Origin of the sequence: Microcoleus sp. C2D2, assembly GCF_036702495.1 — a bacterium.
Taxonomy (GTDB): Bacteria; Cyanobacteriota; Cyanobacteriia; order Cyanobacteriales; family Microcoleaceae; genus Microcoleus.
Map to the genome: position 1 here is coordinate 13,196 of NZ_JAUBTO010000003.1, position 18,196 is coordinate 31,391.

Below are 18,196 nucleotides of genomic sequence, written 5' to 3' on the forward strand. Positions count from 1 at the left end.
ATTAAAAGAATTATTGCTGTGATTTCACGATTTCGGGTGGGGGCGCTCCGCTGGCGCGGTGAATATTGAGAGCAAAACAGATATTTATTGCGTAAAGCCGATCGCCCCTGCTGTATTTTGGGCAAGAAATCTCATCGAGCATTTCTGATACTTTATGAAAAATAGGAGCATCCACGATGATTAACTCAAATTTACTGGCAGTAGTAGAATCGACTCTGACTGACACAGCCTCAGGAAATTGGCAAAAGCCTCTGGTGATGTTTGTTTGTAATATCTTAGCGTTGCTAGTTATCAGTCGCAGAATTTGGTATCCCCACGTCGGGCCGAAAATGCCTTTGCCCTTCCCCTCTCTGTTCAACAATGTTAGCGTACCGGCATTTCTGGCTTGCATGAGCGCTGGTCATTTGCTGGGAGTATTGGCGATTTTGACCCTCCACATCGACAAGTATTTTTAGGAGCAATTGCGTCGCTTCTGTGGCGACTTATTCCTACAATAGGTAGGTTAGAGCTTAGATATTGCACCATTTTCAATTAGTCTTTTATGAACAGGCAAGATGCCTGTTCCACAAGAAAATTTATCTTTTGTGGAACGGGCATCTTGCCTGTTCTTGAGAATGGTGCAAAAGGTAGGTTAAAAGGCAGACAAAAAATGGCAGGGGTAAGTGAAAAGCACTCACCCCTAATTTTAAATATCTCGAGAAGTGGATGAATAACTGCATCTAAACGAGCAATCGAGAAGCTGGTAAAACAAGCAATCTCACTCACAGATTGTCCTTGCTGAATGAGGCTTTCTAGTCCTCGGAGATAAGCATCCCCTACTTGCTCATAGGTTGTTTGAGAAAACACGAACGCTGCATTGACGTTAATACGATCGCAAATTACTTGTGCAATCACCGGCAGCATGATTTGATTGGCTGGGATTCTGAGCATAAAATTACGCCCGCCGACCGAACGCCTAAGGATTTGAGCTTCAGCGATCGCACTTTGGGCCTGCAATAGCGACTGAGGATGGAGATCGACTTGAACCTAACCATATCGACCGCGAGTCTGAGAATAGGTTTGTTTCAGCAAGTCGGCTGCTAATTGTAGGTCTCGTCTGATTAAATAATCGTATTTAGGTCGAGCGGCTCGCTCGATCTTTTGGTGGGCTAGTGTACAGAAGTCGATCGCGTATTCCTTCGCTTCAATTGCAGCTTGCAAGCTTTGAAAGTTTGACAGCACCCCTCATAGTCCAGGGTCATCAAAGTCCTGCAACTTACTGTTGGTAATCTGAGATCTTGCACCATTGTCAATAATCCTTTTTTGAACAGGCAAGATGCCTGTGAAGCGAGAAAATCTACTCTTTGTGGAACAGGCATCTTGCCTGTTCAGCGAGAATAGTGCAAGATGTGAGTAATCCAACTTCGCTCAAAATTATCCAGCCCAACCGATTGTCCCAGTCGCCGCAGCGCCACAAATTCCTATCATTTTAGGGTTAGGGAATGGGATATAGCCATTTGCGAAATAATAGTGTTAAGCGCGGCATGACTAAATAGGTGAGCAGGATAACAGTCAGACCTGTGACCATCAGAGATGTGAGCAAGGCAGGAAGCCCTGATAGTAGCGGTACCACCAAACGATTGAGAATAGAAATGGTAAAAAACACTCCCAACCATGTAACTAACGCCATTTTGTAGCGAGGGGGTGGAGCCTTCATCGATTTATTGGGCAGCGTAAACCAGGTTTCCAATCCGGTCAGGGTTTGAATATCTTCGGGCCTTTCAATCAATGGCTGCAATCGCTCAATCCACTCTCGCCGAACATCAGATTCTAGCCATGTCTTGAGATTGTCGTAGCAATCGAACTTGAGAATGACCACGTACTCAGGATGGGCGTGATGCTGGGGTCGAATAGTGCTGACACCCAGATGTCCCTTGAATTTTCGTGCATCTGCAGCGATGCCATGAAACCATGCTTCGTAACCTTGGTCGCGCCCCGGTTTCACTACATGAGAGATCACAGCGGTGACTAGATAGTTTTCTTCACTGCTATTGCTCGCCAACGGTTCTTCCAACATAGAATTTAGAGAATTAAGTGAGAGAAAAGTTTTATTCAGAACAACCGCCCTAGAGACACCAAATTGCTGGCCAATTTTCGGCAGCACGTCTTGAAACAGAAGGGAGATTAACGAATGCGATCGAGAAGGTTGGGCATGAAATGAAATGACTAGCGAGCTCCAGCACCTTGTAAGGCAGCTTGGGCATGGGCGAGATCCTGCGTTCGAGTCTCCTCTCCACCCATGAGATTATCGGCATGGATGACTTCAAGATCAGTGATGCCCATGAAAGCAAAAATGAGTCGCAGATAGGGTTCTTGCAGATCATTAGGCAGAGTAAGGCGTATCTTTTAATTAGCCTGAAATTGTGACCTAGTTCGGCCCAGACAAAGACTTGCAATCATTGACAAGAGCTATCAAAAACACCCTCTACGTGACTTACAACGAAGTAGTTGCCACCGCTACGTTTCACGTAAAATTGATAACCTAGCGATGACAATATTAACTCAGTTACACAGGAGCTAAACAAACTAGGCGCTTTCTCACTACTTACTGGGAGATCCAGGATTTGCCGTTGCTGCATAGCTGGTCATCAGGTTTTTGTAGTCAGGAATAAACTCTGCTAATAGACTACCCAGTCCTTCAATATCGTTGCGCCAGTCACGGTGCAATTCACACGCAACGCTAAACCAATTGACCAACTGAACTCCAGCACGAGACATTCGATCCCAAGCTGCATAGCGACAGGCTTCATTGAAGGTTCCAGAGGCATCGGTGACAACAAAAACCTCATAACCTGCCTCCAATGCCGAAAGCGCACAAAAAGTAACACATACATCAGTGACAATTCCGGCCACGATCAATTGCTTCTTGCCTGTTGCTTCTACTGCTTTAACAAAGTCCTCGTTGTCCCAAGCGTTGATTTGTCCGGGACGCGGAATAAAGGGAGCATCTGGAAACTTCTCCTTCAGTTCAGGGATGATGACTCCATTGGGGCCTTGCTCAAAGCTAGTTGTCAAAATTGTAGGCAGGTTGAAAAATTTGGCTGCACTTGCTAGCGCCAGCACATTATTTTTGAAGTCGGCGGCACCAATATCACGCACAAGTGAGAACAGTCCAGTTTGATGATCGACGAGCAAAACCGCAGCATTATTCTTGTCTAGACGGTTGTATTTGAATGTAGACATGAGGTATTTTTCCTATTTGGGTTATGGGTGAATGAGGAATTGCAGAATGGAGTCAAGAATCAGAAAGCCTTGAGTTGTACAACTTAAATGTGCTTTTTTATTAAAAGCGAAACGTCTATTTCCTCTAAATGGCTTATGGCGTAACCTGTTGCGGCACGAACTCTGTTTGCAAAATCTTACCAAATTTCACCACTCAAGATCCGCAAGTTAAGCGCTGAGTTAACGCGATCGCCCTAATCTCGACACACGTTACACCAACGCCCCTAACGCTTTCAATGTCGATTTTTGAGCATTCGTCAATCCCGTTGCCCCTTGAATATGCATACATTCATACAGCCGATCGCCCATCAACGTCCGGTTACAGCCACCAGTTGCTACATCTCCCACTTTAATGGTGCGAATAATAAATTAGGTCTTTTGGGCAATTATATAAACATGATTTTGAGGATACTGGTCGTATTCGAGATGGCGGCAGGTGCAATGATGCTCAACCAGAATTTGCAGGAAAGTATCTACACCCAAAGTGCTGTAATCAAAGTCTTGACCTTGAAATGCTCCCGAAACCTCGCTGCTTGTATGTCCGCCGCCACAAGTGAATAGAAGCACTCCATTGGGTTCAAGCGCATCGCATAGCTTTTGTATCACAGGCGCTTGCTTGTTGATTGGCAGATGAAACGTACTGTCCCACGCTGCAATCAGGCTGTAAAGTTTAGGCGGCAGCCAATCACAAATGTCTTCCCGGTAAAACGTAATTTCTGGATGTAGCTGCTGGGCTAAATCGATCATTTCGCTAGAAATATCAAGTCCTTCAGGCTGAAATCCATGCTTGGATAAACTGTTAATAAAACGTCCGCTGCTTCCACACCCCACATCAAGTGCTGCGTGCTGCTTAGAAGTAAATTTTATCGCCCGTTCTAATTGGGCAATCCCGTAGGTTGAATCTTGATGCTCAGTTTGCCACCATTGGGCAATTCGGTCGTAGCGGGCCGATGTATCATTTGGCTCCATAGAGTCACCTCATAAAACCTTTGAAAATCGAGATATGATGCAGGCGGCCGCACCCTACAACTACAACGAGTGACAGTTAGCCTTAGCCCAGGGAATAAAATTTTTCGTTTCAATTTCGGGCTGTCAGTGGGAAAGTGGGGATTTCGGTTGCAGATTCTGCCAGAGGGGGGCGCAGACAAAGATAAACTAGCGGCCCTAACAGCGGAACTAGAGAGACTGCCCAAAAAATGCGATCGTCCGAGAGTCCGCGGCGTGCCATGTCGTCTCCCAAAAGTGAGGGAAATATTACAGCCATCAAGCAACAATCCCAAGTTATTAAATGCACAAAAGGAATTGACTGCCACTGCCTGACATAATCTCCCCAATCTCCATTTAACCAAGCCCAAGCTAACAGCCAGATAGTAGTTAGTAAAAGTACAATGCCTGTCCAGCGGGAGTCTGATATTTTGAGCAACATATCTTTGCGGCCGGAAAATTGTGCCTGGGGCTGGCGGAGGAGTAAGTAGGGAATTAAGCCGATTATACCGGCGCCGTTGGAAGCGATCAAAGCAGGCCCAGCGGATATATTTTGGGTTCTCTCATCAATGAATACGAGGCAAGCGTAAACCATCGGCCACACTCCCATGAGAGCGAATAGGGTGACAAGGTACGGGTTAATTTCTTGTAACTGCAACTTGAGCATTTTTTCAATAACTGTTAGCGTGCCGGGCCGATCGAGAGGAGCTAGCAGCAAGGTGTAGGCAATAAATATTGCCCACAACAACCCCAGAAACATTTTTGTTTTCATCATATATAACGAGTAGTGGAACCCGACTAAACTAAATTATGGTAAAGTAGCGGCCGAGTTAGCGCCGTCTATCTTAGGTGATAAGCAGTTCGATTGGAACAGCGGCTGCAAACCCGGTTTTAGTTCGGGGATGAAAGGCTCTACAGCAGCCGATCATTACTTTAGGCAGACGCAGGGGCCGCGTCAGGAGAGATACATTTTAAAGAATCGGTTGTTTTCATTACATAACCCCTTAGCAAAGGAGTTTCAGCGGTGAACTTAATATCTGTAGAGGAACTCAAAGCGCTGGTACAACAATCTCCTGGATTGTGCGTCTCTATTTATATGCCAGTGGCTCAAGGAGCAGAACTTCAACAAAATCCGATTCGGTTCAAAAATTTAATCAGAGAGGCTGAAGACAAAATAGTAGAGTACGGATTTGACAAAAAAGAAGCTGCCCAATTGCTAGAGCCAGTCCGAGCAGAAGTTGAGCAGGAAAACTTTTGGGAAAATCAAAGCAACCTGCTGGCGATTTTTGTCGGTTCGGGATTTTTCCGCTACTATACCTGTCCGGTGAATTTTGACGAGTTAGTGGTTGTAAGCGACAATTTTCACGTCAAACCGCTGATGCCTCTGCTGACAGGAGATAATTTATTTTATGTTTTAGCTCTCAGTCAAAAGGAAGTTAGGCTGATTGAGTGTACTGCTTACGGTGCTCGGGAAGTTGAAGTTGAAAACTTGCCGAAAAGCCTGGATGAGGCTCTGCAATATGACCCGACAGCTAAAGATGGTCAGTTTCGGATTGCTACTTCAAAAGGAGGCACTAATAATTCTTTTCAGCATCCGGGAAGTTTTCACGGCCAAGGAAGTCCGGATCGAGATGAACCCCAGCAGGAAATATTGCAGTATTTCCACATAATCGATGCGGCGCTGCACGAATATTTGCGCAATAAAAAAGCTCCTTTAGTGTTAGCTGGAGTTGAGTATTTGCTCCCGCTTTACCGAGAAGCCAATACCTACCCGCATTTATTTGAAGAAGGAATTACAGGCAATCAGAAACTTCTCAAGCCGGAAGAGTTGCGGGCCGAAGCTTTGCCGCTGGTGGAACCTTTGTTTTTGCAGGCTCAGTCAGACGCGATCGCACAATACCGCGATCTGACAGGAAGCGATAAAATTTCTGCTGATTTGAAAGAAGCTGTTTCGGCTGCTTATTTTGGACGGGTCGATCGACTGTTTGTTGCTCTTGGCGTTCAGCAGTGGGGTACTTTTAATCCCGATACGAACGCGGTGCAAATCCACCCAGAACCAGAATTGGGCGACGAAGATTTGTTGAATGCCGCAGCAATTCAAACTATTCTCAACGGCGGAACTGTTTACGCGGTGCCGCCGGAAAAAGTGCCGGAGGAGGCGCCTTTAGCTGCTATTTTCCGCTATTAATTTATCAGGTTTAAACCAATGGAATCTAGTTCAATCACAAATTCCGACAAACAAAACCAAACTAGCACCGGCGATACCGAACGCTGGGCATCTTTAATTGGCGGCGGGGCGCTGGTGCTTTTTGGTTTGTCGCAGCGTTCTTTGAGAGGTGCTTTGCTGGCGGTTGCGGGCGGCGGTTTAGCGGCCCGCGGGCTGGGCGTTGTGGAAGGTTTGCAGTCGGCGGCAGATCCGAATCAAAGCATTAAAGTTGAAAAGACGGTGACGATCGACAAACCGGCTGATGAATTGTACCGTTTATGGCGCAATTTTGAAAATTTGCCTCGGTTTATGAAGCATCTCAAACACGTGACGGTAATAGATGAAAAACGTTCTCACTGGATTGCCAGCGCGCCGATGGGCAATAGTGTGGAATGGGATGCAGAGATTGTCCGCGAAGAAGAAAATCGCTTAATTGCTTGGGCGTCTGTTGAAGGAGCTGATATTGACAATTCGGGTTTTGTGCGCTTTCAACCGGCACCTGCAGGACGCGGTACTGAGGTAAAAGTTGTCATTGAATACAACCCTCCGGGCGGTGCAATTGGTGCTGGGGCTGCTAAACTATTTGGCGAAGCTCCCGAACAGCAAATTGCCGACGATTTGCGCCGCTTTAAGCAGTTGATGGAAGCTGGGGAAATAGCTACCACGGAAGGTCAACCTTCGGGCCGCAAGTAATAAGTTAGATGGTGTCTCCGGATCTAACTAACATCTTGCACCATTCTCAGAACAGGCAAGATGCCTGTTCCACAAAGAGTGAATTTCTTGTGGGGTGGGCATCCTGCCCGCCCATCAAAAGCTTATTGAAAATGGTGCAAGATGTTAGTTATATCTGACATCTTGGAGCATTCTCAGAACAGGCAAGATGCCTGTTCCACAAAGAGTGAATTTATTGTGGGGTGGGCATCCTGCCCGCCCATTAAAAGCTTATTTAAAAGGGTGCAAGATGTCAGATATAAGCATCTTTGTTGTTTACCTGATTAGCTGATGTCATCTCAAGTGGTTTTCGGAAATGCGGGCGCTGAAGGTGCAAGTCGGGGCGGGTGGTTTGCTGGTCACTTTATGACCCCTGAAGACGACCCGCGATCGACCTCAGTTTTAGAGGTAAAATGGGGCGTTCACCAAGCCGGAGATTGTAGGACTCAGTGGGCGGTAAATGCGCAAGCCACCACGCTTTCTATCCTGGTAAAAGGGCGGTTTCGCCTGCAATTTCCCGAGCAAGAAATCTTGCTATCTCGCGAAGGAGATTATGCTCTCTGGCTGCCGGGAGTGCCTCATTATTGGTCAGCCGAGGAGGATTCTACGATCGTCACTGTACGCTGGCCTTCCCTGTCGGGAGATAGTTCTGGGGTTAAGAATTAACTTTAACTTGGGGAACCAAAACGCGGCCGGTATAACCCGCGCCCTGGTAGCGCTCGATCGCCTCTGATGCGATAACACCTGCTTTCCCACTCTCAACCAGCGCTACGCAAGCACCGCCAAAACCTCCGCCCGTCAGCCTTGCGCCAAAGACTCCGGGGATTGACTGCAAGATTGCCGCCAGCGCGTCTACTGCCGGCACCGAAACTTCGTAGTCGTCGCGCTGACTGGCGTGGGAAGCATTCATTAACTCGCCAAAACGCTCTGCTGGCAAAGATTTTACCGCTTCGAGCACGCGGTTGTTTTCGGTAACGACATGGCGCGCTCGCCTCCGGAGGGGTTCGGGCAATACTTCCACTGCTTGCGGATCGGCGATATCCCTGAGAGCCTTAACTCCCAATATCCGGGCGGATTCCTCGCACTCGGCGCGCCGCTGGTTGTAGCCGCTTCCTGCTGCTAGTTTGTGGCTTTCGCCACTGTCAATTATTAAAATTTCTGTGCTTGGGGGAAAAGGTATCGCGCGGCATTCCAGGCTGCGGGTGTCGATAAATAGCATGGTGTTGGTATCTGCTAAACTCGACGCCATTTGATCCATGATGCCACAGTTCAAGCCCGCATACTGGATTTCGGCTTGCTGTCCGATTTGAGCTAGCCGCACGTCTTCTAGGGGCAGATCCAGCAGCGCGCGCAGTCCTCTGAGGGTTGCTATTTCTAAAGCGGCGCTGCTGGACAAACCGGCTCCGATCGGCACGCTCGAGGTAATGTAGAGATTTATTGGCGGTACTTTGTATCCTTCTTTTTCTAAAAGTCTCAGGCAGCCACAGATATAACTGACGAATTGTTGCGGTATGGTATCCTCGTCTGAATAATTTATGAGTTCGTCATATTCTGCTGAATAAAAATGGTGTAGAGCGTCGCTGCTGAAGCCGATTTCTACTGTTGTGCACTGGGGAATCGCAGTTGGAAGTACAAATCCATCGTTGTAGTCTGTGTGTTCGCCCAGCAGGTTTACTCTTCCGGGCGCGCTGGCTGTGGTTTGCGGTAATGTACCAAATACTCGTTGGAATTGCATTTTTGGGGAATTGGTAATTGGGAAGAAATTAATTTATTTTTTATCGTTTATCCTTTTATAGTGCCCAAGTTTTTTGGTTAATTCAACCCCTGTTAACAAAAATAAACATGACCGAAAGCATCCAGGATACAAGCCCCCGGATTCATCCGTGGGGTCAATGCTTCAATTCTTTAATCTAAAATCTAAAATCTAAAATCGATTGACCGTAGGTTAGGAAAAAATAGAGAGCTGTGATAAAATGACAGCCTAAGATTTCTCCAATAATTCAAAAAATGCGATCGACCAGACCCCGGAAACAGTTTGCTCAACATTGGCTCAAAAGCGAGAAAGCCTTAGATAAGATTGTGAAAGCGGCTTCTTTGGATGGCGATCGCGTCCTGGAAATTGGGCCGGGTACGGGGATTTTGACTCGGCGTTTGCTGCCTGCGGCTGAGTCTGTTGTTGCTGTGGAGATCGATCGAGATTTGTGTCTCAAGCTAGCCAAACAACTCGGCAAAACCGACAATTTTTTACTGCTGCAAGGCGACTTCCTGGAAATGGACTTAGAGGCTGAACTAACAGCCTTTCCCAAATTCCAAAATCCCAATAAAGTTGTTGCCAATATTCCTTATAATATTACCGGTCCGATCCTGCAAAAACTGCTGGGAACGATATCTGTTCCTGCTGCTAAACCCTTCGATTCGATCGTGCTCTTAGTGCAGAAAGAAGTGGCCCAAAGGCTTTACGCTAAACCGGGTTCGACAGCTTTTGGCGCTTTGTCGGTGCGGGTGCAGTATTTAGCAGAATGCGAGTTAATTTGCGATGTGCCCTCTAAAGACTTTTTTCCGCCGCCAAAAGTCGATTCCGCCGTGGTGCGGCTGCTTCCGAGACAGATAGAAACTGCGGCGGTTAATCCGCGCTATTTGGAGAATTTAGTTAAGTTGGGATTTGGTAGCAAGCGCAAGATGCTGCGAAATAATTTGAAAGGGGCTGTGGATTTAGATAAACTCGTTCAATTGCTAGAAGAGTTACAAATAAATCCTCAATCTCGCGCTGAAGATTTAAGCGTGGAGCAATGGGTAAATTTGAGTAATAATATTATGTGCGAGGTTTGAAGTTAACGGTTCTGTTAGAGTTTTTCTCAGTAACATAGAGCATCGGGCATCGGGCATCGGGCATCGGGCATCGGGGATTGGGCATCGGGCATCGGGCATCGGGCATACCTCACCACGCTTGAGAACCGCTATAGATACTCGAATTATTAAAGAAATCTGGTATCTGGATCTGCTGTTTTTTTATGAATAAAGACCTTTCGGCATGACTACAAATTGTTGAATTTAGGTTAGTTGTGGATTTTTAAAGGTTTATTGCACGCTAATCGGAATTTTAATAATAAATTCCGCACCTTTCCCCGGTGCAGAAATACACTGCAATTCGCCTTGATGTCTTACTGTGATAATTTGATAGCCGATCGCTAAACCCAATCCCGTGCCTTTACCTACTGGTTTAGTGGTAAAAAATGGATTAAATAACTGCTTCATCGCCGATTCTGTTATTTCTGGCCCGTTGTTGCTAATTCGGATTTCTACCACTTCACTGTCTAAAAGTTTAGTGGAAATTTTGATGATGCGGGGATTAGCTTCATTGGCTGCAATCGACTGGCTGCGGCTGTCGTCTTTTAAAGCATCAATAGCATTAGCGATGATATTCATAAATACTTGATTTAGCTGTCCGGGATAGCACTCTATTTGGGGTAAATTGCCATATTCTTTGATAACTTGAATGCTCCACAAACCAGGCTTAGCATTCAATCGGCTTTGCAAAATCATTAGTGTGCTGTCAATTCCTTCATGAATGTCGGCTAATTTCATTTCTGCTTCGTCATGGCGAGAAAAATTTCGCAGCGACTTGACAATACCAAAAATTCGCTCGGCGCCGTTTTTCATAGAAGTTAATATTTTTGGCATATCAAAAATGATAAAATCTAAATCTACAGAATTGATTTTTTCTTGAACTATGGGTAGGGGATTCGGATACTGCTCTTGATAGAGATTCACCAGTTCTAGCAAACTATTGGCATACTGGCGGATGTGAGTAATATTGCCGTAAATAAAGTTAATCGGATTGTTGATTTCATGAGCAACCCCAGCGACCAATTGCCCTAAAAACGACATTTTTTCGCTGTGAATTAGGTTGGATTGAGCCTGCTTCAATTCAGACAATGCTTGTTCTAGCTGTTGAGTTTGAGACATTAACTCTGCGGTGCGTTCCTCAACTCGAATTTCTAATTCTTCTTTAGCTTTTTGTAGTGCAGCTTCTGCTAATTGGCGCTCGACAATTTCCGCTGCTAGGAGTCGGTTGGCAAATTCTAAATGTTGAGTTTGAGACTTTAACTCTGCAGTGCGTTCCTCAACTCGAATTTCTAATTCTTCTTTAGCTTTTTGTATGGCAAGTTGTGCTAATTGGCGCTCGGCAATTTCTGCTTCTAGGAGTCGGTTGGCGGATTCTAACTGTGCGGGACTGGGAAGTGCTAAGGCTTGAGGCATTAAGTCTACCAAAAGTATGGCTGTAGCAAATGAAATAAGGGCAGTAATTGCTTTCATTGTTCCTGAAAGCCAATAGGTAGGATGCCAAAGTGTCCAGAGTTCAAATATGTGAGTGATGCCACAGGCGACGATAAAGGCTCCAAACAGGGCAAAGATCCAATCAAAGGGCAAATCTTCACGTTTGGAAATAAAATAAACCAATGTAATCGGGATGGAAAAATACGCGAGTGCAATTATAGAATCTGAGGCAACGTGAAGCCAGACTAACTGGGTCTGCCAGAGATAGCAGTGACCGTGAGGAATAAATGACCCGGAACTAAAAAAAGTTTTCCACATTTCCTGCATAATATTTCCTTTGAGTTGTGAGAAAATGGACTCGGACTGGTGTCAATTAATTTCAACCAGGGGTTTCTTTCACCCGCGGCTTAATCACCTATGCGTTCATATTCTCTACTAGCTTCAGCAAAAATCAATCTGTATCTGGAAATCATAGGCGATCGCCCCGACGGATATCACGAACTGGCGATGGTACTTCAAAGCATAGATTTAGCCGATCGAATTGACTTGCGCGCGATCGGTACGGACACGATCCGCGTGCGCTGCGATCACCCGCAAGTCCCTCCTGATAAGAATAACCTCGCTTACCGGGCGGCGGATTTGTTGGCGAAGCAATTCCCCGATGCTTTGGCGAAATACGGCGGAGTCGAGATTGCCATTCACAAGCAGATTCCGGTGGCGGCGGGACTCGCCGGCGGTTCTGCAAATGCGGCTGCGGTTTTAGTCGGGATGGATTTGCTGTGGCAATTGGGACTTACTCAGTCGGAGTTGCAAGAGTTGGGAGGAACTTTGGGTTCGGATGTGCCTTTTTGCATTGCTGGAGGTACGGCTTTGGCAACCGGCCGCGGGGATAAACTGTCGCCGCTGCCGGATTTGGGGGGCTTGTCTGTGGTGCTGGCGAAGTACCGCAATCTCAGTATTTCTACGGCATGGGCGTATCAAACTTATCGCCAGCAGTTCAGTAGTTCCTATTGTGCAGCCCAGGATTTGGATTGCCGCCGGGAACGGCTACATTCGGGGCCGATGGTGGGGGCAATCGCCCAAAAAGATCGATCGAAAATTGGTCAATTGCTGCACAACGATTTAGAAAAAGTTGCTTTACCTGTGTACCCACAGGTGTTGCAGTTGCGGCAGGCTTTTGAGTCGGCGGGGGTTTTGGGAACGATGATGTCGGGCTCCGGGCCGACGGTGTTTGCGCTGGCGGAGTCTCCTGAGCAGGCTCAGCAGATTTTGGAACGGGTTAAAAGTGCGATCGCTTCTCCCGATTTAGATTTTTGGGTAGCAAAGTTTAGCAATACTGGGATTCGGATTTTTTCGGAGGGAAATGATACGAAACCGCCGATTTCGAGGGTGTAAGTCGCAGATGGTGCGATCGCGATCGCCCGTTAAACCTGTTTAACAGGTAATGGTCAAGATGAATCTAACTTTGCGCAGAGTCTATTGAGATCGAAGAACTGATAAAATGCCATGAAACACGGATTTTAATTTTGGTGAATTAACCAGAAATCTAAAATCTAAAATCTAAAATCTAAAATCGCAATGGCTGATTTAACTAATCCTAATTCTAGTTCTCAACCTCCAAGTTCTGCTGAGGATGCTTTGCCGCCAAAGTCGCCGACGGTATTGCGGTGCCTGACTGGTTCGCTGATGGCGGGCAGCTTTGCGGTACCTTTGTACGCCCTAACTATGTCGATAGCTCAAAGTTTTGCAAGTAAGCCAGTTCATTCGGACAATATTACTGCGATTAAAATTTCGGTAGCCGTGCGAACTTTGGTAGTAGGAATGGCTGCTTTGGGGACTGGTGTTTTTGCTTTGGCGGCAGTGGGTTTGATGCTGCTGGCCGTGCAAATTTTGATTCAAAATTTGGGAAAAAAAACCACAGATCGAAGTCTATAGGTTGAAACAATCGGGCTACACAAACTCTCGTCCGCAAGGCAAAGACTCAATAGTAAGATCGAAGCAATGGAATTATTTACGATCGGGCACTCCAATCTGAGTATTGAAGCGTTTGTTTTGCTGCTGCAACAACACGGAATTACGGCGGTTGCGGACGTGCGATCGCATCCTTTCAGCCGCTATTTACCTCATTTTAATAAATCGGAAATTACAGTTTCTCTGTCAAGGGCCGGTATTCAATATGTTTTTTTAGGCAAAGAGTTGGGCGCCAGACCCGAAGATTTAAGCTGTTACGATACTAGCGGTAAAGCTTTATACGATCGCATAGCAGCAACTCCTCTATTTTCCCAAGGAATTCAGCGCTTGCTCAAAAACGCAGCCAATTATAAAATAAGTTTAATGTGCGCGGAAAAAGACCCGATTACTTGTCATCGGAATATTTTAGTCTGCCACAAAGTCCGAGAGTTTAATTTAGAAATTAATCACATTCTGTCAGATGGCAATTTAGAATCGCACCAGCATTTAGAAGAAAGACTTTTGAGTAAGTTTAACAAAGGCAAAAAAAATAATGAGCCAATTCAGCTAAGCTTGTTTGAATTAGAGCCTCAAGTTAAACAGGAAATAGTTGATTTAGAAACAGCTTATTATCGTCACGGATTGGAAATCGCTTATGTCAGCAAATAAAGCAATTAATTAATTTATAAAATTTGTTGTTACTAGGGGATTTTGCTTAGTTAAAATATTTACCTTCCTGCACGCAAAACCTAACTTGGTAGGGTGCGCAATGGGCCCATTACTGCTAGAAGTAGCGCGTCAAACGATTTTTCGCATAAGTTCTGAGCAACTCTTGACATCGCATACATTTATAAATTACGGTACAGCCCTCCGCGCCCACCCTATTTTTATAAATTTTGTTCGAGTTTTAACGTTGTTCATGCTATAATTCTGCGGGACTGTAGCAGAAAGGGGCGCTTTTTGATGAAAGCAGAATTTTATTTTGACTGTCACAAATATATTTGCAGTTTAGTTCAAGTTGATTTTGTCAAAGAATTAAAAATTAAAAATCATCAAGGTTTTGTCTTGGCAGTTAAGCAAGGAGAAAAGATTGGACTTTTGGGGAAAAGCCGCCATAATGCTAAACAAGTTGATGTATCTAAGTCGCATTTTTATAATGTGATTAAAGCGGCAATGAGCGCTTTAGAATTAGAAACTAAAAATGAGGTGATATTAGAGAGAAATCGAACTATTGCTGATGCCGAAGAACTCATTCAGCAGCAAAACCGAGAAATTCGCATTCTCAACGAACAGATGAGAGTGCTTGCGGCTCGGGTTGAGGAATTGTCAAGGGAAAAGCAGCAGTTATCCATGCAGCTAGTAGAGAAGGAAATCATAGAAACTGAAATTTGTCAAGAAATTGATGATGTTCCTGCTTCGGAGGAAGATTTAGTGGCGGCGGAAATTGAGAATGGGATTGGAGAAGCTGAAATTAGTCAAGAAATCGCACAGCCGGTTCAAAATCCTGGGTTGGACGTGCAGTTAATAGAAAATCTACGGGATTTTAAGGGTAGTGAGGAAGAGGAAGAAGTGACCGGAAGCGATGTTAAAAGTGTCGATTTAGAAATTAGAGAAGAAGTAGAATTTCAAGGAGGCGAAGCTGAAATTAAGCGACTGCCTAAAAGAGGATCGCAGAAAAGGATGAGAAAGAAATAAGGAGATATTTTCTCTAGTTTGACGCGCTACTTATAGCGGCAAGGTGCGCGTTTTGCACCTTACATGTAAAAGTAAAAATATTCGCTATGGTTAGATCAAAATACACAGACACTATAATTCAAAGGATAGTTATGGAACGAGAGATTACCGATAGCGACGGCATTACCTGGACTTGTGTTCAAGCCTATTCTGGGCTTTCCCACAATGCAGAAAACCAGGAGGCGGTTCAGGTTAAAGGACAGGAGGATACATACTGGGTTGTTTGTACAGTGGCGGCGCCCAGTCGGTGCGGCTCAAACTTCAGGGCGAATGGGAAAAATCCTACTCTGATGAGATGTTGCTGAATGAAATTCAAGCACAGCAGGGGGTATGACCATACCCAAACTAAGTGGTCTCGATAGTACCGCAAACCGCGATCGAGTATGTTGCAACTAGCAATGGTCAGACACCTGCATAAGCTGTGTTGCATCTAGATTGCCTATGGTATTAGAGAGGGAGAGGGGGTGAAGGGGAGAGGGGGAGAGGATTTGACGATTTTTGATCGGGACTCGAAATATACAATTTAAATGCACAACAGCTTACTCCGCAAAACTCTCTGTATGTAGGCGATCGCCCCGAAGATGAACAAGCTACCCAACGAGTAGGTTTACCCTTTCAATGGGCATGAAATTCGATCGAGCAACATCAAGAGGCGATCGCTCCCAACCTTACAGAAGTAAAGTAACTCAAAGAATAGTCATGAAAGGAGAAATTACAGATAGCAACGGCGTTACCTGGACTTGTGTTCAAGCCTATTCTGGGCTTGACAACAATGCAGAAAACTAGGATGCAGCGCAGGTTAATAAGCTACAGCAATGAGGCAATAGCATAACTACAACTCAATAAAAGTGTTTACCACAACCTTGTAAACTGTTGAGGAGAACATTTAAGGAAAAACTATGCCTCAACCCGAAACGAACCAACCGAATCAAGCCATGCCACCCCAGCTTGCAGTGCTGCAAATGGCATCGGGTTACTGGGTTTCCCAATCAATCTATGTGGCGGCAAAGCTTGGTATCGCTGACTTGTTAAAAGATAGCCCAAAGAGTTGTGATGAACTAGCCACTGCTACAGGAACAAACGCCCCCTCACTTTATCGAGTCTTGCGAGCGCTGGCAAGTCTGGGGGTTTTTGCTGAGACTCAACCGAATCTCTTCACCCTAACACCTCTTGCGGCTTGTCTTCAGAGCGACGTTCCTGACTCAATGCGTGCGTATGTAATCATGCAAGGCGAGGAACACTATCAAGCGTGGGGAGACTTGTTGCATGGTGTACAGACTGGAGGTAGCCCTTTTGAGCATATATACGGCATGAATATCTTTGACTACTTGGCTCAAAACCCAGAGTCGGCAAAAATTTTTGATGAGTCAATGACTAATTTGTCAGTGATTCATAGTGCTGCGATCACTGCCAGCTATGACTTTTCATCCATCCAAACGTTAGTTGATGTTGCAGGGGGACAGGGGCTTCTGATTGCCTCGATTCTTAAGTCTAACCCCACACTCCAGGGCGTTCTCTTCGATCGACCCCATGTAATCGAAAGGGCAAAGCGTTTCTTGGAAGCCGAAGGAGTCTTAGAACGCTGCCAACTGGCTGCGGGTAACTTCTTCGAGTCGGTACCCGAAGGGGGTGATGCTTACATTCTCAAATACATTATTCACGATTGGGATGATGAAAGGGCGATTGCGATTCTCAAGCAGTGTCACAAGGTAATGCCTGCAAACGGCAAAATATTAGTAGCCGAACAGGTTATTCCACCGGGTAATGAACCGTTTATGGGCAAGTTACTTGACCTGCAGATGCTAGCAGTAAATTCCGGCGGACGCGAACGTACAGAAGCGGAGTATAGAGCGCTTTTTGAAAAGGCAGGCTTCAAGCTCACAAGAATTGTTCCGACACAGGATGAGATGAGCATAATCGAAGGAACTCGAGTGTAAACAGAAGCCTCCCAACTTTATAATCTCGGTCTTTTGGAAACGCCGGGTACTCATGCTATTTCATTGGAGTAGGGGTGTCATTAGCCGTCGAACAAAAATGTACGGTAAGCGCTAATTCCTGCGCTCACTATAAAACTTTGACTCTCGGCAACTTTGCTTATAACTAAAGCTTGATGCTAGATGTAGAAACAGGTGTCCGGTTCGATCGCGCGCTGCAATTCCTCCTTTTCCCGCAACAGCGCGCCGAGTTGCATTGCCTCAAGTTCTAACTCGTCTGCTATGGCGTTCAGGAAGTACGCTAGGATGATTATAGGAACTTCCTGTTCTTGGTACGGCATTCTGATTTCTAATACTCCATTGTTATAAGCAATTCTCCAAGCGCGAGCCTCTCCGACATCGTCAGCAAGGCCTGAAAAGTTTGCCAGCTAACGCCTTTTCCAACAACCTTTGACTCGCGGATAATTTGCTCTTTGGCGGGAGTATAAAAAGTTACTGTTGGCCCGCTAATCTTGCGATTTATCTGTATTATTTGTGCGACCCAACGCGAAAAATAAAGACTACTCTCATAGCCTTTTTAATCTTCGATTCTCAGCCATTAGGTAATCGGATATCCAAAATCTATCGACAGACATGAGAATAGCTACCGGCATAAAAATATCAACATTCTCTCCCATTTCTTCTGTTGGTAGCAAGCCAAATAATTCGTTAAATTCAGTGACATCGGCTAAGATATTATCAAAGTCGTCTAAAAGTTCGTCCGGGTAAATGCAGTGGATTCCTCCTTCATCTTGATAATATTCTTCTTCGTCAGGCAAGAATTGTGAAGGTTTGAGTTGGGCCATCAAATAGTTTAGCTTGTGAAACTCTGTTTCCACAACGATCGCGGCGATATCTTCCCCGGCTTGCTGCAAGAGAATCCGATCGCCCTTGAACATCACTCGTTTAATTGTGGCGATCGCATTTTGGCAAAATTCCTCAACAGTTAACCGGAAAAACCCCTCGCAGCCGATCGCCCGTTTTCCCCCCGCAGCCTCGCCCACAACAGAATTTTGACAATTATCCAGGGCCAGCGGTAAAATTACAGGTACGCTCGAACTATTGTCAGCAGCATTAAATCCTTCAGCCATTAGTTCCC

Annotated in this window: 22 protein-coding genes; 12 read left to right on the plus strand and 10 right to left on the minus strand. The window is 45.6% G+C overall.

Annotated elements, in window-relative coordinates; translation table 11 throughout:
* Positions 1-176 precede the first annotated feature (176 nt).
* The gene (locus QUB61_RS01670) at positions 177-455 is read left to right on the plus strand and encodes a Photosystem I reaction center subunit PsaK (protein WP_333133193.1); all 279 of its coding nucleotides are present in this window, start codon (positions 177-179) and stop codon (positions 453-455) included.
* 76 nt (positions 456-531) lie between these two features.
* On the opposite strand, the gene QUB61_RS01675 is transcribed toward QUB61_RS01670, so the two are convergent.
* The 6 genes from QUB61_RS01675 to QUB61_RS01700 form a co-directional block, all read right to left on the minus strand.
* Entirely contained in the window at positions 532-996 is a 465-nt protein-coding gene (locus tag QUB61_RS01675) for a hypothetical protein (protein ID WP_333133194.1), read from the minus strand.
* 30 nt (positions 997-1,026) lie between these two features.
* On the minus strand, positions 1,027-1,221 hold the full coding sequence (locus QUB61_RS01680) for a hypothetical protein (RefSeq protein ID WP_333133196.1): 195 nt from the start codon (positions 1,219-1,221) through the stop codon (positions 1,027-1,029).
* Positions 1,222-1,474: 253 nt separating this feature from the next.
* Positions 1,475-2,056 carry an antibiotic biosynthesis monooxygenase gene (locus QUB61_RS01685; protein WP_333133197.1) on the minus strand — a complete coding sequence of 194 codons (582 nt, stop codon included), beginning with the start codon at positions 2,054-2,056 and terminating at the stop codon, positions 1,475-1,477.
* Positions 2,057-2,580: 524 nt separating this feature from the next.
* The gene (gene ycaC, locus QUB61_RS01690; protein WP_333133198.1) at positions 2,581-3,222 is read right to left on the minus strand and encodes an isochorismate family cysteine hydrolase YcaC; all 642 of its coding nucleotides are present in this window, start codon (positions 3,220-3,222) and stop codon (positions 2,581-2,583) included.
* A gap of 408 nt (positions 3,223-3,630) precedes the next feature.
* Entirely contained in the window at positions 3,631-4,230 is a 600-nt protein-coding gene (locus QUB61_RS01695) for a class I SAM-dependent methyltransferase (RefSeq protein ID WP_333133199.1), read from the minus strand.
* Positions 4,231-4,339: 109 nt separating this feature from the next.
* Positions 4,340-5,005 (minus strand): DUF2834 domain-containing protein, encoded by a 666-nt coding sequence (locus QUB61_RS01700; protein ID WP_333189791.1) that lies wholly within the window; start codon positions 5,003-5,005, stop codon positions 4,340-4,342.
* A gap of 264 nt (positions 5,006-5,269) precedes the next feature.
* Between QUB61_RS01700 and QUB61_RS01705 the strand changes: the two genes are divergently transcribed.
* The 3 genes from QUB61_RS01705 to QUB61_RS01715 all read left to right on the plus strand — a co-directional run bounded on the left by QUB61_RS01705 (position 5,270) and on the right by QUB61_RS01715 (position 7,828).
* Positions 5,270-6,433, plus strand: a complete 1,164-nt coding sequence (locus tag QUB61_RS01705) for a baeRF3 domain-containing protein (protein ID WP_333133202.1) — start codon at positions 5,270-5,272, stop codon at positions 6,431-6,433.
* An 18-nt stretch (positions 6,434-6,451) separates the two neighbouring features.
* Positions 6,452-7,144 (plus strand): SRPBCC family protein, encoded by a 693-nt coding sequence (locus QUB61_RS01710; RefSeq protein ID WP_333133204.1) that lies wholly within the window; start codon positions 6,452-6,454, stop codon positions 7,142-7,144.
* 309 nt (positions 7,145-7,453) lie between these two features.
* On the plus strand, positions 7,454-7,828 hold the full coding sequence (locus QUB61_RS01715) for a signal peptidase I (RefSeq protein ID WP_333133205.1): 375 nt from the start codon (positions 7,454-7,456) through the stop codon (positions 7,826-7,828).
* Here QUB61_RS01715 and galK read toward each other — a convergent pair.
* On the minus strand, positions 7,818-8,897 hold the full coding sequence (gene galK / locus QUB61_RS01720; protein ID WP_333133206.1) for a galactokinase: 1,080 nt from the start codon (positions 8,895-8,897) through the stop codon (positions 7,818-7,820). The genes QUB61_RS01715 and galK overlap by 11 nt on opposite strands.
* Before the next feature lie 272 nt (positions 8,898-9,169).
* On the opposite strand from galK, the gene rsmA reads away from it, so the two are divergent.
* Positions 9,170-9,991 carry a 16S rRNA (adenine(1518)-N(6)/adenine(1519)-N(6))-dimethyltransferase RsmA gene (gene rsmA, locus QUB61_RS01725; protein ID WP_333133208.1) on the plus strand — a complete coding sequence of 274 codons (822 nt, stop codon included), beginning with the start codon at positions 9,170-9,172 and terminating at the stop codon, positions 9,989-9,991.
* A 249-nt stretch (positions 9,992-10,240) separates the two neighbouring features.
* Here rsmA and QUB61_RS01730 read toward each other — a convergent pair whose 3' ends face one another.
* A complete protein-coding gene (locus tag QUB61_RS01730) occupies positions 10,241-11,767 on the minus strand; it encodes an ATP-binding protein (protein ID WP_333133210.1) in 1,527 nt (508 codons plus the stop codon).
* Between the two features lie 90 nt (positions 11,768-11,857).
* On the opposite strand from QUB61_RS01730, the gene ispE reads away from it, so the two are divergent.
* The 7 genes from ispE (at position 11,858) to QUB61_RS01765 (ending at position 17,061) form a co-directional block, all read left to right on the plus strand.
* Positions 11,858-12,835, plus strand: coding sequence for a 4-(cytidine 5'-diphospho)-2-C-methyl-D-erythritol kinase (gene ispE, locus QUB61_RS01735; protein WP_333133212.1), 978 nt, complete (start codon positions 11,858-11,860; stop codon positions 12,833-12,835).
* A gap of 183 nt (positions 12,836-13,018) precedes the next feature.
* Complete coding sequence (locus QUB61_RS01740; RefSeq protein WP_333133214.1) at positions 13,019-13,375, plus strand: DUF3082 domain-containing protein; 357 nt, start codon at positions 13,019-13,021, stop codon at positions 13,373-13,375.
* A gap of 66 nt (positions 13,376-13,441) precedes the next feature.
* Complete coding sequence (locus tag QUB61_RS01745) at positions 13,442-14,059, plus strand: DUF488 domain-containing protein (RefSeq protein ID WP_333133215.1); 618 nt, start codon at positions 13,442-13,444, stop codon at positions 14,057-14,059.
* A 294-nt stretch (positions 14,060-14,353) separates the two neighbouring features.
* The gene (locus tag QUB61_RS01750) at positions 14,354-15,085 is read left to right on the plus strand and encodes a hypothetical protein (RefSeq protein ID WP_333133216.1); all 732 of its coding nucleotides are present in this window, start codon (positions 14,354-14,356) and stop codon (positions 15,083-15,085) included.
* Between the two features lie 131 nt (positions 15,086-15,216).
* The gene (locus QUB61_RS01755; protein WP_333133218.1) at positions 15,217-15,429 is read left to right on the plus strand and encodes a hypothetical protein; all 213 of its coding nucleotides are present in this window, start codon (positions 15,217-15,219) and stop codon (positions 15,427-15,429) included.
* Between the two features lie 319 nt (positions 15,430-15,748).
* On the plus strand, positions 15,749-15,910 hold the full coding sequence (locus QUB61_RS01760) for a hypothetical protein (RefSeq protein WP_333134056.1): 162 nt from the start codon (positions 15,749-15,751) through the stop codon (positions 15,908-15,910).
* 113 nt (positions 15,911-16,023) lie between these two features.
* Positions 16,024-17,061 (plus strand): methyltransferase, encoded by a 1,038-nt coding sequence (locus tag QUB61_RS01765; protein WP_333134054.1) that lies wholly within the window; start codon positions 16,024-16,026, stop codon positions 17,059-17,061.
* 176 nt (positions 17,062-17,237) lie between these two features.
* Here the strand turns inward: QUB61_RS01765 and QUB61_RS01770 are convergent, their stop codons facing one another.
* Both QUB61_RS01770 and QUB61_RS01775 read right to left on the minus strand, forming a co-directional pair.
* Positions 17,238-17,399, minus strand: a complete 162-nt coding sequence (locus QUB61_RS01770) for a hypothetical protein (protein ID WP_333134052.1) — start codon at positions 17,397-17,399, stop codon at positions 17,238-17,240.
* Between the two features lie 225 nt (positions 17,400-17,624).
* A complete protein-coding gene (locus tag QUB61_RS01775) occupies positions 17,625-18,188 on the minus strand; it encodes a type II toxin-antitoxin system Phd/YefM family antitoxin (RefSeq protein WP_333134050.1) in 564 nt (187 codons plus the stop codon).
* Between the last annotated feature and the right edge of the window lie 8 nt (positions 18,189-18,196).